Here is a 16933-nt window from a genome sequence, read left to right as displayed (position 1 = left end):
TCCTTACTTGATGGTTAGGATGAGATTGCCGCACGCATCCTTGCACGCACTGGCATCCGGGCCGAAAACGACGGTCGACTCGCGCTGTTCGATGACGGCGGGGCCCTCGATCACGGCGTCGACGGCAAACCGGTAGTGGTCGTAGACAGGGGTATCCACATATCCGCCGGCTTCGTGGAAATAGGCGGGGCGGTGCCCCTTCAACGCGTCGACAATTTCGGCATCGGCGCTGAAACCGGAAATCGTCGCCTTCTCGCCCCCAGCGCGGAGACGCCAGGTGATGACCTCGACTTCCGAGCCGTGCACGATCCGTCCGTAGAGTTCGCGGTACTGCTTGTGGAATTTGTTCCGCAGCTCCTCGATGAACGTGTCCTCGGGCAGCGACAGGTCCGGCAACGAGACACTGATTTCGTGTCCCTGACCGATATGCCGCATGTCGACGGTGAACCGGTTCTCGATCGTGGCGGGGTCCACGCCGCCAGAGACGACGACCTCTGCGCCCTGGCTGGACAGCTGATTGAGCAGGTTGCGCATGGCGTCTCCGTCCCACAGGCCGAGCGACATCGGCATCGAAACGGAAAGGTCGACGGCCACGGGCGCGATCAGCAGACCGATGGCAGAGGTCACGCCCGCGCCCGTCGGGTAAATGACCTTCTTGATGCCCAGTTTCTTTGCGACACCGTAGGCGTGAACCGGCCCTGCACCGCCGAACGCGACCATGGGCAGTTTGCGGGCATCCAGGCCTAGGTCGGTGGCGTGCATCGACGCAGCCTTGCTCATGCTGTCGTTGATCAGGTCATGGATGCCCCAGGCCGCCCGTTCCTGCGAGATGCCCAGATCGTCGGCGATGCGCTTTATCGCCATTTCGCCCAATTCACGGTCGATCTTGAACGTGCCGCCGACGAAGGACTCAACGCCCATGTAACCCAGCACGATATCGGCGTCGGTCACCGTAGGCTCGGTCCCGCCCCGCCCGTAGGAAGCGGGGCCCGGCAACGCACCGGCACTGCGCGGCCCGACATCCAGCAGCCCAAGCGGTGTCCGTGCCGCGATACTGCCACCACCCGCGCCAATCTCGATCATCTGTATCGACTGGATCTTGAGCGGGAATCCGGACCCGCGCTGGAAACGCTGATGGCGCGCGACTTCAAGATCCGTGCCGATGGTGGGCTCGCCGTTGGGAATGATGCACAGCTTGGCCGTGGTGCCGCCCATGTCGAAGGACAGAAGGCTATTTTCCCCGGCGAGCCGGCCAAACTCGGCAGCGGCGACGGCGCCTGCGGCGGGACCGGATTCGATGAGTCGCACAGGAAGCTCGGCGGCCCGGCGCCCGGGTACCACGCCACCGCTCGACGTCATCCAGAGCAACTGGTTCACAACGCCGCGCTCCTGAAACTCGGCCTCGAGGTTTCCAGTGTGCGACGCCATGATCGGGCGGGTGTATGCGTTGGCAACCGTCGTCGAGGCGCGGTCGAATTCCCGCACCTCGGGGCAGACCTCCGACGAAATGGACACTGCGACGTCTGGCAGTTCGGCACGCAGGATCTCTGCGATCCGTTGCTCATGCTCAGGATATTTGTAGGCGTGCAGCAGGCAGACTGCCACGGAACTTACCGTATCCTGTTTCAGCTTCGCGGCGATGTCCCTGATGCAGCCTTCGTCGAGCGGTGTCATGATCGTGCCATCCACGGCCACGCGCTCGATCGCTCCGTAGATGCGCGCGCGAGGTACAAGCGGATCGGGGTATTCAATGTTCAGATCATACAGATCGTATCGACCTTCGGTCCTGATCTTCAGAAGATCTTCGAAACCGGCGGTGGTCACGAATGCGGTCTCAGCTCCCTTACGCTCCAGGATTGCGTTGGTAACGACAGTCGTCGCACCGAGGATCTGAAGACCGGAGAGCGGCGCCTGATCGGCGTGGAGTTCCAGAAGTTCGTCGATGCCCTGAATCACGGCTTCGGCCGGATCGAGGGGCGTGCTCAGTATCTTGTGAAGGTGCAAGGCACCGTTATCGTCGATCAGGGCAAAATCCGTGAATGTACCGCCAGTATCGAATGCAAGTCTTGCCATGACCGTCCCAGTTGCTCCTACAAGTTTCGTGAGGTCCCGGAAGATGCGCCATGCCAGTTATGGGCGCTGGCCGTCATGAGCCCGGAATCTCTGTCGATTTTCCAATCAAAGGCTAGGAGCAGCGCACGATCCGGCGGAATACAGAGAACGCATCTGCCGTCATAGCGAATTAAGATGGCTGACCGGCGGGTAACCATGTCACGGAAGCAACGAGACACCGCCCAACACTCTACCACCATAGCATTTCTGGATAACGGCCGTGCTCCGGGTTGACGGTTTACCGCCACTCGTCACTCATACAAGCCAGATCGCCACGAAGAATTTGAGGATCGTGATGACCCCAAAAAGGTGATCCTTCCTATCTGCCTGCCATATGCGGTCGGGCATGGATGTTAGCGAAATCAACCTGGAAAGCGATCGACATGCGCGGAATTCAAATGCGGGAAAAACTTCTAGCCGGACAGCGCATCGGGATGATCAACCCACACCACAACTCTGTAACGCTGGCATCAAGGCTGGTGGAAATCGGTGCCGATGCGATCTTTGCCGATTGCGAACACGGGCCTTGGTCGCACGAGGACATTCGCGTCATGGGGCAAACCGTCCGAGGCGCCGGCGGTGCCATGATCGTGCGCCCGGATTCGCATCAGCGGTCCACGATCATCCGCTACCTGAACATGGGTGCCGACGGCATCATGGTCCCCATGGTGGAGACGGCCGAGCAGGCGCAGGCCATTGTCGATACGGTGCAATATGCCTGCCCCACCGACTATGAGAAGCGGCTGGTGGTCTGCATGATCGAAAGCGCCGAAACCGTCCAGAACGAACTCGATGAGATGCTTGCGGTCGAAGGCGTGGATGTTTTCTTCATCGGCCCCAACGATCTGGCGCAGTCCATGGGGCTTATGCCGTACTCGGGAGCTGGAAATCCTCCACCGCCCGAACTTGAAGAAATGGTCAAACTGGCGCTGACGAAAATCACCAGCGCCGGCAAGATCGGCGGAACGCTGACCACACTGGACCGCCTGGCCTACTGGACTGCGCAAGGTGCGCAATTCATCTACTATCACATGGACCCCTTCATCGGTCAGGGCATCCGCGAGTTTCAGGCCAAGTTGGCCTGATCGGGAAACAGGGAACATATCGAACCTTTTTTTCTCATCCTGCCCCGTTCCCATCCGTCTCATGCCGGGATCCAAGCGCCTCCAGGCCGCCTGTCGCGAAGCGGAACAGTTGGTCCGAGATCTCGTCCATCGTGGCTTCCTGGAGCCGGATGGCCAGGGGCGTGCTTCCCCGGGCAACCAGGGAAATCGCCACGCAGGGGATCATCACGCAGATGAGCGAGGGCAGCAGTTGCGGGTCGTCCCGCGGAATTCCGGACAATTCACTAAGAAGCGGAAGCGCAATCCGTATCTTCGGCAGGATCTCGTCTTCCTGCAACGTCTGGAAATGTGACGAGGGCGACAGCAGTTCACGGCCCAGGACGATCATCGGCCATTGTGACTGCCCTCCGCCGAGAAGAAACCTTATAAGCGCGCGCAGTCTGTCATGGGCCGTGCCGGTGCCGCCGACAATCCGCTCAAGGTCATCGCGGTCTGCCAGTCGGCGATGCGCTTCGGCCAAGACCGCCTGATAGAGACCGGCGCGCGTTCCGAAATGATAGTTGATCGAGGCCAGATCGACCCCGGCCACCGCCGCGATTTCCTTGTTGCTTGTCTCGGCGAACCCGGCGGCCGCGAACCGTTCTCCTGCGACTTCGAGGATCCGGCGGCGGGTGGTCGCGCCGTCCGACCGTGTTTCCCGGCCGCTCCCGGCACCTGTCTGGTTCATCACGTCTCTCCATCCCAATGCAGGGTCCCTCGGGCAACGATGCCGGGCTGTGTGAAGACGTCTCGACATTAGCACCGGAGTATATTAAATTCAATTTAGTTTTAGACTGGAGGTCGGCGATGAAACGGATCCTGCCTGTCGTGCTGATACTTGCTCTGGCTGCAGGGGGATGGCTCTGGTGGAACCAGCGGGCGGCAACCGGACAGGACAGCCTGACACTTTACGGGAATATCGATGTCCGGCAGATCGCGCTGGCCTTCGACGGCAATGGCAGGATCACCGAACTCGGCGTCGAGGAAGGCGACGAGGTCGCCGCCGATCAGGTGATCGGCCGCCTCGACACCCGGGCGCTCGAATTGCAGGCCAAGGCTCAGGCGGCCACGGTCGAGGCGCAGCGTCAGAACCTTCTCGAATTGCGCAAGGGTGCGCGTGAGGAGGAAATCGCGCAGGCGCGGGCCAGAGGAGCCTCTGCGGAGGCGAGCGCGACTTTGGCGAATCTTCAGCGGGATCGCGTTGCGCGGCTGATGACCTCGGGTAGCAGCGCGGCCAGTCAGGCCGATATGGATCGCGCCGAAGCCGAGGCGGGTGCAGCGAATGCATTGGTCGATCAGTATGACGCAGCCCTTAATCTGCTTCTGGCCGGAACCCGCGAAGAGGAACTGGCCGCAACCGAATCCCGGTTGCGGGCGGCCGAGGCGCAGTTGGAGTTGCTGCGGTTCCAGATCAGTCAGGGGGTATTGCGCGCGCCCAGCGATGCCGTGGTCCGATCGCGCCTGCGCGAACCCGGCGACATGGTCTCGACACAATCGCCGGTCTATGCGCTGGCATTGCGGCAGCCGAAATGGGTCCGGATTTATGTGCGTGAGGCCGATCTCGGGCGGATCCGGCCGGGGATGGAGGCGCAGGTTCTGACCGACAGCTTTCCCGACCAGTCGATTATCGGCCAGGTCGGTTATATCTCGTCGGTGGCCGAGTTCACGCCCAAGGTCGTGCAGACCGAGGAGCTGCGGACCAGCCTTGTCTATGAAGTCCATGTATCCGTCGAAGACAAGGACGATCGGCTGCGCCTGGGCCAGCCGGTGACTGTCCGCATACCGTTCGGGTCCGTGTCATGAGGGAACTGACGGTTTCAGCCGCAGGCATCACCAAGACCTTCGGCGACACGGTGACGGCGGTTGACGGGCTTTCGCTGTCTGTCCGGCAGGGCGAATTCACGGCACTTGTCGGGCCGGACGGAGCGGGCAAGACAACGCTGATGCGGATGCTCGCAGGGTTGCTGAAGCCCGATGCCGGAACGCTTGCCGTCCTCGGGATTGACGCGTTGCGCGACCCGCAGGCGGTGCAGGACCGGATCAGTTACATGCCGCAGCGCTTCGGCCTTTACGAGGATCTGAGCGTTCAGGAGAACCTCGATCTTTATGCCGACCTCCACGGCGTGCCGACGGGTGAACGCAAGACCCGTTTCGCCCGCATGCTGGAGATGACCGACATGGCGCGGTTCACGGCGCGGCCGGCGGGCAAGCTGTCGGGCGGGATGAAGCAGAAGCTGGGCCTGGCCTGCACGCTTGTCCGTTCGCCGGACCTGCTGCTTCTCGATGAACCCAGCGTCGGGGTCGATCCGCTGTCGCGACGCGACCTGTGGCAGATCGTCGAGCAACTTGTTGCAGATGAGGGGCTCAGCGTGATCGTCAGCACCTCCTACATGGACGAAGCCGAACGCTGCGCGCAGGTCTTCGTGATGAACAAGGGCCGCCTGCTGGCCGAAGGCACGCCAAAGTCGCTGCGACAGCGCGCGCAGGGACTGACCTTCACCGCCGCCACGCCAGCGGGAATGCCTGCCCGCGCCTTGCAGGCCCGGCTGATCGACCGCACCGATCTGATCATCGACGCGGTGCCGCAAGGCGGGAACGTGCGATTCATCCGACAACCCGGCACAACCGCGGCGCAGTTGGGTGAATTGCTGGAGGACACCTCCGCAGAGCCACGTCCCGAAGAGCTGGAAGATGCCTTCATGCTGCTGCTGCGCCAGCACGAGGGAGAGGCGCCATCCCCTGTGGCGATGCCTGCTTCGGTGCAGATACAACCATCCGAGAAGAACAGCCCGGTGATCATCGTGCGAGATCTTGTCCGCAAGTTCGGCGATTTCACCGCCGTGGCCAACACGTCCTTCGACGTTGCCCGCGGCGAGATCTTCGGCCTGCTCGGCCCGAACGGCGCGGGCAAGACCACGACCTTCCGCATGCTTTGCGGCCTTCTGCCCGCAACCGGCGGCCATCTTGAAGTGGCCGGTCGCGACCTGCGCCACGCCCGTGCGCAGGCCCGGTCGCGGATCGGCTATGTGTCGCAGAAATTTGCGCTCTACGGCAATCTCACCGTGCGCGAGAACCTTCGGTTCTTCGGTGGAGCCTATGGGCTGGCGCGGCGCGCCCTGCACGATCGGATCATCAGCCTGACCGGGCAGTTCGATCTGGACCCGTCAGCGAGAAGCGGTCCGTTGCCCGCGGGTTACAAGCAGCGGCTGGCGATGGCCGCCGGGCTTCTGCACCAGCCCGAGATCCTTTTTCTCGATGAACCGACCAGCGGTATCGACCCGCTGGCCCGACGTGCCTTCTGGCGCACGATCACCGCGCTGGCGCAAAGCGGCGTGACGATCATCATCACCACCCATTTCATGGAGGAAGCCGAATATTGCGACCGGATCGCCATTCAGGATGCGGGCGAAATGCTGGCGATCGGCACCCCGCGCGAAGTGCAGGAAATGGCGGGCGAGAAAGGCACCCGTGACATGAACAGCGCCTTCATCGCCATTGTCGAGAAAGCCCGCACGGCCAAGACGGAAAAGGCGGCTGCATGATTTCGCTCACGCGCCTTGCCGCCCTGACCCGCAAGGAAACGCGCCAGATGCTGCGCGATCGCAGCAACCTGTTCGTCGGATTGTTCCTGCCGGTGGTCATGATCCTGCTGTTCGGCTATGGCCTGTCCTTCGATGTGACGAATGCCCGTATCGCCGTTGTCATGGAGGACAGCTCCGCACCGACGACAAACATGGTGGCGGGGCTGGCCGGATCGGATTACCTCAGCCCGATCTGGACCTGGTCGATGCACGATGCCGAACAGATGATCCGCGCCGGCGATGCGGATGCGATCTTGCGCGTGCCGGCCGAATTCACACGGGATCTGACCACCGGCAGGGGCGAATTGCAGTTGATCCTGAACGGGGTCGATTCCAATACCGCACAGTCGATAGAGGGTTATGCAAACAGCGCCATCCAGACTGCCCTGCAACATCTCGTCGATCAGAGGAGCCTCGCCCCGTCGGGCGCAACCGTCTCGGTCGTGCCACGCGTCTGGTTCAACGAGGCCAACGACAGCGCATGGTTCGTCGTTCCCGGCCTGATCGTTCTGGTGATGACACTGATCGGCGCGTTCCTGACCTCGTTGCTGATCGCACGCGAATGGGAACGCGGCACGCTGGAATCGCTCTTCGCCACCCCGGCCCGTCCGCTGGAGATGGTGCTGGCCAAGCTCGTCCCCTATCTGATCATCGGCGTGATCGATCTGGTCATGTGCCTGCTGGCGGCGAAGCTCGTCTTCAGCGTGCCGATACGCGGCTCGCTCTGGATCGTCGCGCTCTCGTCTCTGCTGTATCTGCTGGTGTCGCTGGCACTGGGGCTGGTGATTTCGGGCATCACGCGTAACCAGTTCGCCGCGAGCCAGGTGGCGCTGCTGGTCAGCTTCCTGCCGGCGCTGATGCTGTCGGGCTTTGTCTTCGATCTGCGCAATGTTCCCGTCTTCATCCAGATCGTCAGCAAGCTTCTGCCTGCCACGCATTTCATGGGGCTGGTCAAGACGCTGTTCATGGCGGGCGATTACTGGCCCCAGATCCTGGCCGCGAATGCGACGCTGGCTGCCTACGCGATCGTCCTGATCCTCATCGCACAGCGCAAGCTCGCCAAGACGCTGGATTGATCCCATGCAGGTGACACTTCTCTACATTGCCCAGACCGTCGCCCTGATCCACAAGGAATTCCTGGCGATCCTGAAGGACCCGTCCAGCCGCATGCTCCTGATCGCTCCGGCGCTGATGCAGACGCTGCTCTTCGGTTACGGCGCCACCTATGACCTGACCCATGCGCCCTTTGCGGTGCTGGATCAGAGCCACAGCGCCGCGTCAACTGAAATCCTGGCGCGAATCGAGGGCACGGGCGTCTTCACGCGCATTGCAACGCTGGACAACAGCAGCCAGATCGCGACGCAGATCGACAGCGGCGATGCCCTGCTGGCGATCGTCTTTCCGCCTGACTTTGCCTCACATCTGGCCGCCGGTTCCGAGGCCCCGATGCAGATCATCCTCGACGGGCGCAACTCGGCCACGGCGGGGGCGGCCTCGGCGCAGATCGGCTCGATCGTTGCGGGCTATAACCAGTCGATCGGCCAGCGCATGCCGGTCAGGATCGTGCGGCGGGCATGGTTCAACCCCAATTACGAATCGCGCTGGAACCTGATGCCAGCATTGATTGCCTCGCTCAGTATGTTGCAAACCCTGCTGCTGGCCGCGCTGTCGGTTGCGCGCGAACGCGAGCAGGGCACCTTCGACCAGCTTCTGGTGACCCCGCTGACGCCCTCGCAGATCCTGATCGGCAAGGCGCTGCCTTCGATCCTTGTCGGGTTGGCGCAGTCGACGATCATCTTTCTGGTCATCCTGTTCTGGTTCCGGATCCCGATGGCCGGCCCGGTCTGGCTTCTCTATGTCGGGCTTCTTGTGTTCACGACCGCTTCGGTCGGGATCGGCCTGTCGATCTCGGCGGTATCACTTTCGATGCAGCAGGCGATGCTCTATACTTTCCTGCTGATCATGCCGTTGATACTGCTGTCGGGCCTGCTGACGCCGGTGCGCAACATGCCGCATGTTCTGCAGATCGCAACCTACGCCAATCCCCTGCGCTTCGGCATCGACATCGTGCGGCGGGTCTATCTGGAAGGCGCAACATTTGCCGACATCGCGCCGAGCTTCCTGCCTCTCATACTCCTCGCCGCCGTCACCCTGCCCCTGGCGGCATGGCTGTTCCGCAACCGCCTGAGTTGAGTGCCCGGTGAGATTTGACGAGGCGCCCATGACCGCCGGGCGTTCGGGATCAGGCGACCGGACAGGCGTGGGGTTCAGTCCTCGCCGGGTGCAAGCGTCAGCTCACGTGTCATCGGAGCGTTGCCGGCGAGCAGACCACAATCGACGGGAAGTGCCACGCCGGTGATCGCGGAAGCGGCATCGGAGGCTAGGAAGGCGACGGTTGCCGCGACTTCTTCCGGCTCCACGACCCGGCCCAGCGGATACCAGCGGGCCAGCACGCTGAGGATGCGCGGATCGTTGGCCGAGCGGCGCTCCCAGACCGGCGTACGTACCGTGCCCGGCAGGACGATGTTGGCGCGGATGTTGTAACGGCCGCACTCGACTGCCAGGGAACGGGTCATCTGGATCATGCCCGCCTTGGCCGCACTGTAGGCCGGATCGCCAAGCGCGCTGGCGGCGTTGACGGAGCCCACAGTGACGATGCATCCGCGCATCCGTTCCTTCATGGCGGGAAGGACGGCATGGACGCAGTTGTAGGTGCCGTTGAGATTGCCGTTGACATCGTGTGCCCAGCCTGCCGGATCGGTGTCGGCGAAGTTCATGTGGCTGGAAAAGCCGGCATTGTTGACGAGGATGTCGACAGGTCCGAGCCGTTCGGCGAGGGCTGCGAACGTGCGCGCGACAGCGGCGGCATCGCCGATATCGGCAATGCCGTGGGCAGCCTCGGCGCCATCGTCCCGGAGCGATGACGCCACGGCCTCGACGCCGTTGCCGCGATCAACCGCCGCGATGACCGCCCCCTGCCCCGCGAAATGCCGGCACAGGGCTCGACCGATACCGCCCGCAGCACCCGTTATGGCGACCACCTTGTTCCTGAAACTCATGACCTCATGCTCCGGCTTTCGTTCGTTGCATCGCCGATCCAGTCGAGATGGGCCGCCGGGAGATGCCCGTAATTGTAGAAGCCCAGGCCGTCCACGCCCTCGTTTCGCGCGGCACGGACGGCAGCAAGGAAGGCGTCGCGATCCTCGAAGTCGGGGTATCCCGGGCGCAACAGCGCGCGTACGCACCCCTCGCCTTTCATGCGCCTCCCGATGTCGCGCAGGTCGGCGGTCACGCGGGCCGCGGAAGGCTCATAGAGACAGGCTTCGATGGTATCGGCAACCTTCGCCAGAGCGGCAATATCGCTGCCTTCATACCAGCAATGGGCGGTGGGACGGACCACCGAGGGCACGACAGCGAGATTGACGGACTTGCGGACCACCTCCCGGATGTCGCCAACCAGCGAGGTGACCGTGTCGCAGCGCCATTGCAGGAATGCCCGGAGTCGGCCGTCACTGACGACATCGGCCAGCCACGCCGCTTCGGCCATGTCGTCGGGAATGCTGCCGGGGCTCGCGAGCGCGGCCCCGATATCATCGGCCACCTGCTGCCGGAGGGTCGTCGCATCGATACCGGCCTTCGCCGCCCCCTTCAGACAGTGGTCGCAAAAGCACAGGCCCAGAAGGCGATTGACCCAGCCATTGAGCCGAACCATCGCGAATTCGTGATGATAACCATGGGTGTAGGGTAAATAGCCGGGGGTTTCGAGCGAGATGGCGGCAAGATCGAAACGATCCGAGAGATCGCCGGCCAGCGCGACGGCATAGGCCCGGGCGTCGGGCGAAGCGGGGCACAGGTTGTAGATGTAGCGATCACCGAAGGCATTATGGACGCAGGCTTCGGGATGCTCGGCGCCCAGGCGACTGTTGTGCATGAGCACGGTCCACGCCTGAGCCTCGATGTCGCCGCGTGCGCAGAGCTCGGCCAGCATGTCGCACTCGGCGAGCATCGAGTTGGCGAGCGGCTTCAGCCTGCCGTAGCGTCCGGGGTCGGGACGAAAGTAGACAGTCCCATCCTCGGGAAAGTACACCTTGCCGCGCTTTCCATGCGGTCGAAGGAATTTCCCGGCATGATAACTTGCCGCCATGGCGATCCTGCCGATCCCGAGATCGCGCAGCCGGGGCACCACCTCATCCAGCCCGTCCTCGGCCAGATCCCACGCATAGGCATAGATGGACGTGGCACTCAACTCCGCTTTCTCCCTCCCTGGCGCGACACATGACGCCGGGGCCGTCCCCCGACAGTCGCGGATATGATCCTATCACCGGCCGGCATCGGTCTCCATCATCAAATCAGGCGCGGGAACGCCGATCCATCCGGCCAATGCCCTTGACCCTGGAAGGCTGAGCGCCGATGCGAAGGCGGTCACCACACGGAGAATGGCATGTCAGAGAGCCAGACCACAAAGCCGGTACGTGAAATCGAAAATGAATTCATCGAGCTCGGTGACGGGACCCGCCTTGCCGCCCGCATCTGGCTTCCCGAGGACGCGTACATCCAGCCGGTGCCGGCCATCCTCGAATACCTGCCCTATCGCAAGCGCGACGGCACCGCGACACGCGATGCGCTGACCCACCCATGGTTTGCGGCACGAGGCTATGCCTGCATTCGCGTCGACATGCGCGGCAGCGGCGAATCCGACGGCTTCCTTCACGACGAATATCTCCGGCAGGAACAGGATGACGCACTGGAAGTGATTGCATGGCTGCGGGACCAGCCGTGGTGCACCGGCCGGATCGGCATGATGGGCATTTCCTGGGGCGGCTTCAACGGACTTCAGGTGGCGGCCCGTGCACCCGAGGGGCTCGACGCGGTGGTGACCCTGTGCTCCACCGTCGACCGCTATGCCGATGACGTGCATTACAAGGGCGGATGCATCCTGCTCGAAAACCTCGGCTGGTCGGCGACCATGCTGTCCTACATGTCGCGCCCGCCCGATCCCGAACTGGTCGGCGGGCGATGGAAGCGCATGTGGCTCGAACGCCTCGCGGCCCAGCCGCACCTGGCCGAACTCTGGCACGAGCACCAGCAACGCGATGATTACTGGAAGCACGGATCGGTCTGCGAGGACTACAGTACCATCAAGGCTGCCGTGCTTGCCATTGGCGGCTGGGGCGATTCCTACAAGAACGCCGTTCCGGCCATGCTGGAACACCTGACGCATGTTCCCTGCAAGGGGATCATTGGCCCCTGGGTGCATAAATACCCCCATTTCGCCGTACCCGGCCCGCGCATCGGCTTCCTCCAGGAAGCGCTGCGCTGGTGGGACCGCTGGCTTAAGGACATCAAAAACGATGTGGAACAGGAGCCTGCCTACCGGGTCTACTGCCAGACCGGCGGGCGGCCGCAGGTGCAATACGAGCATCGCGCGGGACGCTGGCTGGCCGAGCGCCAGTGGCCATCACCGAACGTCAACACGCAACGCATCCCCTTCGGACCCGGCGGACTGGACAACGACACGTCGGTGGATGGCGAGGTCGTCATCGCGTCGCCGCAGGATGTCGGGAGCATGGCCGGCGAATATTGCGCCATATGGCTCGGCCCGGATCTTCCCGGCGACCAGCGGTCCGACGATGCATTCTCCGTCACCTTCGACGGCCAGCCCGTCGAGGAGGAAACCGTCATCCTCGGCGCGCCATCGCTCGTCCTGCGGCTCAGCAGCGACAGGCCGCAGGCTCACATCGCCGTTCGCCTCAATGCCATCAATCCGGACGGATCGGTGGAGCGGATCACCTATGGCGTGCTGAACCTGTCCCAGCGCGAGAGTGCGGAGAAGCCCGAGCCCATGCGGGTCGGCGAGGCTGCCGACATCCGCATCGCGCTCGATCACTGCTGCCACTCGCTGCAGCCCGGACAGCGCCTTCGCGTCGCCATCTCCAACGCGTACTGGCCGCTGGTCTGGCCCGACCCGCAACCGGTGACGCTCAGGCTCGCGCCCGCGCATTCGTGGCTGGAGCTGCCGCTGCGAACGGCGGCCGATGAACCGGAGCCGGTCTTTGCCGAGGCCGTGACCGCGGAGCCGCTGGCACTGGCCCATCACCGCGCCCCGCGGCACGAGCGGAGAATCGTCCGCTCGCTGACCAGCGGCGTCACCACCATGGAGATATTCGACGATTTTGGAGAGGATGAGGATCCGACCCACGGCCTGATCGCAGGCCACATCGCCCGGGAGATCTACAGCATCCATCCCGACGATCCGACCTCGGCCAGTGCGCGCATGCACTGGAGCCAGACCCTTTGCCGCGAGGCGTGGAACGTGCGGACGGAGGCCGTGTGCGAGATGCGCTGCGATCGGGACAAATGGTATATCGAGGCCGAGGTCGAGGCATTCGAGGACGGGCAGTCGCTCTATGCCAAGAGCTGGCGCACCTCGATTCCGCGGCGGTTCGCGTAAGGTCCTTTCCGACAAGGAAATTACAGTCAGGAATATTTCCGTTGATGGAAATCTGACGAGAAGCGAAAGATCGAGATGAGGTTCGTTCGCCGCCGTGATGACGATCGGGGCGAACGAACCTCGTGCCGTCATGCCCTCAGTGCGGCGTTTTCAGGGTCATAGGGGCTTTCGGCGACGATCCGGGCGTCGCGAAGGTCACCCATGATGCGGACCTTGCAGGCATTGCCGACTTCGGCATGGGCTGTCTTCACATAGCCCAGCATCAGGGATTTCCCGACATAGTGGCCGTAGCCGCCTGCCGTACCTCGGCCGACAACCTCGCCACCCATGAACACCGGCTCGTTGCCGAAGCTGTCGGCATCGTCGGCGTCGATCTCGATTGTACAGAATCTGTGCGGAATTCCGGCTTCGATCTGGCGGATGAGTGCATCCTTGCCGGCAAAGTTCCCTTTCTGGAGACGGACAAAGCGATCCAGCGACGCTTCGAGGATGGAATTCTCGGCATTGAGATCGGTGCCGAACAGGCGATAGGTCTTTTCCAGACGCATGCTGTCCATCGCCCGCATCCCCACATGCGCCATGTCGAATTCCGCACCCGCCGCCACGAGCTGGTCGAACAGCGAGATCTGGTATTCGATGGGATGATGCAGCTCCCAGCCCAGCGAACCGACGAAATTCACACGCAGGGCACGGACATTCGGGCAGAAACCGACCGGGATGTCGCCACCGGTGAGCCAGGGCATCCCCGCATTGGAAACGTCGGCATCGGCCAGCTTTTCCAGAACCTTGCGGGAATTCGGCCCGGCCAGCACGAAAACACCGTATTGCGTGGTGACGTCCTGGATGAACACCGAGCCGTCGCGAGGCACCGCCTTCGTCAGGATATCCCAGTCCATGTCGTGAGCCGCGCCGGGACCGACGACGTAGAAGCGCTCGCCCCAGAGCCCGTCCGCCATGCGCATGATGGTGAATTCGGAGCGCACCGAGCCCGACGGATTGAGGTGGTGACAGAGGTTGATGCGGCCGACCGTCTTCGGAATCGCATTGGCGACGAGACCGTCGAGCCACACCCGGGCGCCCCGACCCTCGACGATATATTTGGCAAAGGAGGACAATTCCAGAAGGCCGACATTGTCCCGCATGGCACGAACCTCGTTGCCGACATGTTCGAACCAGTTGGAACGTCGAAACGAGTAGATATCCCTGCGCTCGACACCTTCGGGCGCAAACCAGTTGGGCCGCTCCCAGCCGAAACGCGCACCGAACACCGCACCCGCGCGGTCGAGCCGCTCATGGACCGGCGGCGCCTTGGCCGGCCGGCAGGCCGGGCGCTCCTCCATGGGGAAATGGTTGATGAAGACGTGCTCGTAGGCCTCCTCGTTCTTCAGCTTCGCGAAATGTTTGGAGACGACGCCGAAGCGGCGCGGGTCGACACCGATGAGATCCACAGAGGGTTCGCCGTGGATGATCCAGTTGGCCAGTTGCCAGCCCGCTCCACCGGCGGCAGTAACCCCGAAGCTGTGACCTTCCGAGACCCAGAAATTCGGCAAACCGAAGGCGGGTCCGACCATGGGATTACCATCCGGCGTGTATGAAATCGGTCCGTTGATGATATTCTTGATGCCGGCATTCTCGAAAGAGGGAACACGCGCCATGCACGCCTCGACATGCGGCATGAGCCGTTCGAGATCGCCCTCGAACAGGTCCTTCTCGAAAGTTGGCGGCACACCATCGACGAAGCAGGCCGGCGCGTGCTTTTCGTAGGGACCGAGGATCCATCCGTGGCGCTCCTCGCGGAAGTAGTATTGTGCGTCGCTCTCGCGCAGGATCGGCAGTTCCCTGTTGCCGGCCTCGCGATACTCCTTGAGGACGGGATCCACATCGGTGACGATGTATTGATGCTCGACCGGGATGGCCGGGATCTGCAACCCCACCATGCGTGCCGTCTGACGTGCATAATTTCCCGTGGCGCAGATGACATGCTCGCAGCGGATATCGCCCTTGTCAGTCCTTACCACCCATTCGTTATTCTCACGCTCGATACCGGTGACCTCGGTCTGCTGCCGGATCGTGGCACCCATCTGACGCGCGCCCCTGGCCAACGCCATGGTAACATCCACAGGTGCAATGTGACCGTCCGTGGGATGCCAGAGCGCCCCCACCAGATCGTGCATCGACGCCAGCGGCCACAGCTTCTTCACCTCGTCCACGCCGATCAGGTGGCACTCCACGCCGATGGTCTCGGCGGTGCACTGATAGTTGCGGTACTCGTCCATGCGGTCGCGGTTGCAGGCGAGCCGCAGGTTGCCGGTCTGGTGAAAGCCGACATCCTGTCCGGTCTCGGCTTCGAGCTTCTTGTACAGTTCGACCGAGTACTGATGAAGCTGCCCGACCGAATAGGACATGTTGAACAAGGGCAGCAGCCCGGCGGCATGCCAGGTGGAACCGGCCGTGAGCTCGGTGCGCTCCAGCAACACGGCATCGGTCCAGCCTTCCCTGGCCAGATGGTAGAGCGTGCTGACGCCGACCACGCCACCGCCGATCACCACAACCCTTGCCGTCGTCTTCATTGCACCTCTCCCGCCTGCTCTCGTCATTGATCCAGCGAGCGGATCACTATCAAAAGCTCTGGCAGGAAAAAGCCGCCGAGGCGACCGGAAAAGCCGTGCAAGCGACATGACGGCCGATGACGAACGGCCAGGCCCGGAGAATGACCTATTTCACATCCATGCAGCGAAAGAAGATGGTCCCGTTGCGATTGACCCGAAAGCAGGTGCGCATGGCACCGGTCACCGTGTCGACCCGCCAGATGTTGCCATCGGTGCCGGCAATCTGGTAGCGGCCGATACCCATGCCCTCCGCATCCGTGTCGCGCGCGAGCAGCGCAACCAGAACCATCGCCGCGATCGCGGCCATCACGAGGTTGAGTTGCATTTCACCCCTGTATTCCTGTTGTTCATGCCTGTTCCATCCATAGCCTGAACGACCCCGGCAGCGAAAAGCGAAGGGGTCGCTGTCATACCGAAGGTGCAGGCGGGACGCCGACCGCAGATGTTCCGACCGCACGAGGCATGCCGGAGTGCCGGCAGAGCAGGCACGATTGACGAGCAAGGCACGAGGTCGCAAACTCGCCGCAATGCCCAGAGGGGAGACTGGCGAGATGCGTGACAAGGCCGCCGCTATCAGCGACCGATTGAACTGGTATGTCGAGCGCATCGTCGCTCTGCTGATGATAGCCCTGGTGCTCGATGTCTGGCTTGGAGTCGTCGCCCGATACGCATTGCGTGCGCAGATTCCCTGGACCGAGGAACTGGCCCGCTATCTCATGATCTGGGCGGCACTGCTGGCAATTTCGGCGGGAATCGCCCGTCGCGAGCATATCGGGTTTCACATGCTCCTGGCGACTTTCCCGGTATCGTTGCAAAAACACCTGCTGCTGGTCTTCGACGTCCTCGCATTTGCCTTCTTCACGTTCATGATGATCTACGGGATCGGCATGACGATGACCGGGGCAAAGCAGTTCGCCATGATCTTCGACATGAGCATGGCCATTCCCTACGCTTCCGTACCTGTCGCCTCGCTGCTGGCGGCAATTCAGCTGGTCCTCGTGGGCATTCGCGACCGCGGCCGGCTGATCCATCTCGAATCGCACGAGGAACTGGTCTGAGCGACCGAACGGGGGAACA

Annotated in this window: 13 protein-coding genes; 7 read left to right on the top strand and 6 right to left on the bottom strand. The window is 62.8% G+C overall.

The features are described from left to right. Nucleotides 1-3: 3 nt before the first annotated feature. Nucleotides 4-2073 carry a hydantoinase/oxoprolinase family protein gene (locus H6851_09985; protein MCB9943935.1) on the bottom strand — a complete coding sequence of 690 codons (2070 nt, stop codon included), beginning with the start codon at nt 2071-2073 and terminating at the stop codon, nt 4-6. A 422-nt stretch (nt 2074-2495) separates the two neighbouring features. Between H6851_09985 and H6851_09980 the strand changes: the two genes are divergently transcribed. Continuing rightward, nucleotides 2496-3197, top strand: a complete 702-nt coding sequence (locus tag H6851_09980) for a 2,4-dihydroxyhept-2-ene-1,7-dioic acid aldolase (GenBank protein MCB9943934.1) — start codon at nt 2496-2498, stop codon at nt 3195-3197. A gap of 34 nt (nt 3198-3231) precedes the next feature. Here the strand turns inward: H6851_09980 and H6851_09975 are convergent, their stop codons facing one another. Beyond that, nucleotides 3232-3903 carry a TetR/AcrR family transcriptional regulator gene (locus tag H6851_09975; protein MCB9943933.1) on the bottom strand — a complete coding sequence of 224 codons (672 nt, stop codon included), beginning with the start codon at nt 3901-3903 and terminating at the stop codon, nt 3232-3234. 119 nt (nt 3904-4022) lie between these two features. On the opposite strand from H6851_09975, the gene H6851_09970 reads away from it, so the two are divergent. From H6851_09970 to H6851_09955, 4 genes are read left to right on the top strand one after another with little or no spacing between them, the layout of a single operon-like run. Continuing rightward, a complete protein-coding gene (locus tag H6851_09970; protein ID MCB9943932.1) occupies nt 4023-5018 on the top strand; it encodes an HlyD family efflux transporter periplasmic adaptor subunit in 996 nt (331 codons plus the stop codon). Continuing rightward, complete coding sequence (locus H6851_09965; GenBank protein MCB9943931.1) at nt 5015-6757, top strand: ABC transporter ATP-binding protein; 1743 nt, start codon at nt 5015-5017, stop codon at nt 6755-6757. The genes H6851_09970 and H6851_09965 overlap by 4 nt, the downstream gene beginning before the upstream one ends. Then, nucleotides 6754-7872 carry an ABC transporter permease gene (locus H6851_09960; protein MCB9943930.1) on the top strand — a complete coding sequence of 373 codons (1119 nt, stop codon included), beginning with the start codon at nt 6754-6756 and terminating at the stop codon, nt 7870-7872. Before H6851_09965 ends, H6851_09960 begins: the two co-directional genes overlap by 4 nt. 4 nt (nt 7873-7876) lie before the next feature. Further along, complete coding sequence (locus H6851_09955; GenBank protein ID MCB9943929.1) at nt 7877-8989, top strand: ABC transporter permease; 1113 nt, start codon at nt 7877-7879, stop codon at nt 8987-8989. Nucleotides 8990-9063: 74 nt separating this feature from the next. On the opposite strand, the gene H6851_09950 is transcribed toward H6851_09955, so the two are convergent. Both H6851_09950 and H6851_09945 read right to left on the bottom strand, forming a co-directional pair. Further along, nucleotides 9064-9855: an SDR family oxidoreductase gene (locus H6851_09950; GenBank protein MCB9943928.1), complete on the bottom strand. Its 792-nt coding sequence runs from the start codon at nt 9853-9855 to the stop codon at nt 9064-9066. After that, the gene (locus H6851_09945; protein ID MCB9943927.1) at nt 9852-11042 is read right to left on the bottom strand and encodes a hypothetical protein; all 1191 of its coding nucleotides are present in this window, start codon (nt 11040-11042) and stop codon (nt 9852-9854) included. Before H6851_09945 ends, H6851_09950 begins: the two co-directional genes overlap by 4 nt. Before the next feature lie 195 nt (nt 11043-11237). On the opposite strand from H6851_09945, the gene H6851_09940 reads away from it, so the two are divergent. Further along, a complete protein-coding gene (locus H6851_09940; GenBank protein MCB9943926.1) occupies nt 11238-13247 on the top strand; it encodes a CocE/NonD family hydrolase in 2010 nt (669 codons plus the stop codon). A gap of 128 nt (nt 13248-13375) precedes the next feature. On the opposite strand, the gene H6851_09935 is transcribed toward H6851_09940, so the two are convergent. Together H6851_09935 and H6851_09930 are read right to left on the bottom strand one after the other, a co-directional pair. Continuing rightward, complete coding sequence (locus H6851_09935) at nt 13376-15817, bottom strand: FAD-dependent oxidoreductase (protein MCB9943925.1); 2442 nt, start codon at nt 15815-15817, stop codon at nt 13376-13378. Nucleotides 15818-15962: 145 nt separating this feature from the next. Next, nucleotides 15963-16181, bottom strand: coding sequence for a hypothetical protein (locus H6851_09930; GenBank protein MCB9943924.1), 219 nt, complete (start codon nt 16179-16181; stop codon nt 15963-15965). Nucleotides 16182-16407: 226 nt separating this feature from the next. Here H6851_09930 and H6851_09925 point away from each other — a divergent pair, with 226 nt between their 5' ends. After that, nucleotides 16408-16914: a TRAP transporter small permease gene (locus tag H6851_09925; GenBank protein ID MCB9943923.1), complete on the top strand. Its 507-nt coding sequence runs from the start codon at nt 16408-16410 to the stop codon at nt 16912-16914. The last annotated feature ends 19 nt before the right edge of the window (nt 16915-16933 follow it).

Source organism: Geminicoccaceae bacterium (assembly GCA_020638465.1).
Lineage (GTDB): Bacteria > Pseudomonadota > Alphaproteobacteria > Geminicoccales > Geminicoccaceae > JAGREO01.
The sequence above is the reverse complement of the archived record's forward strand: the minus strand, read 5'-3'. Positions and strand labels throughout refer to the sequence as shown.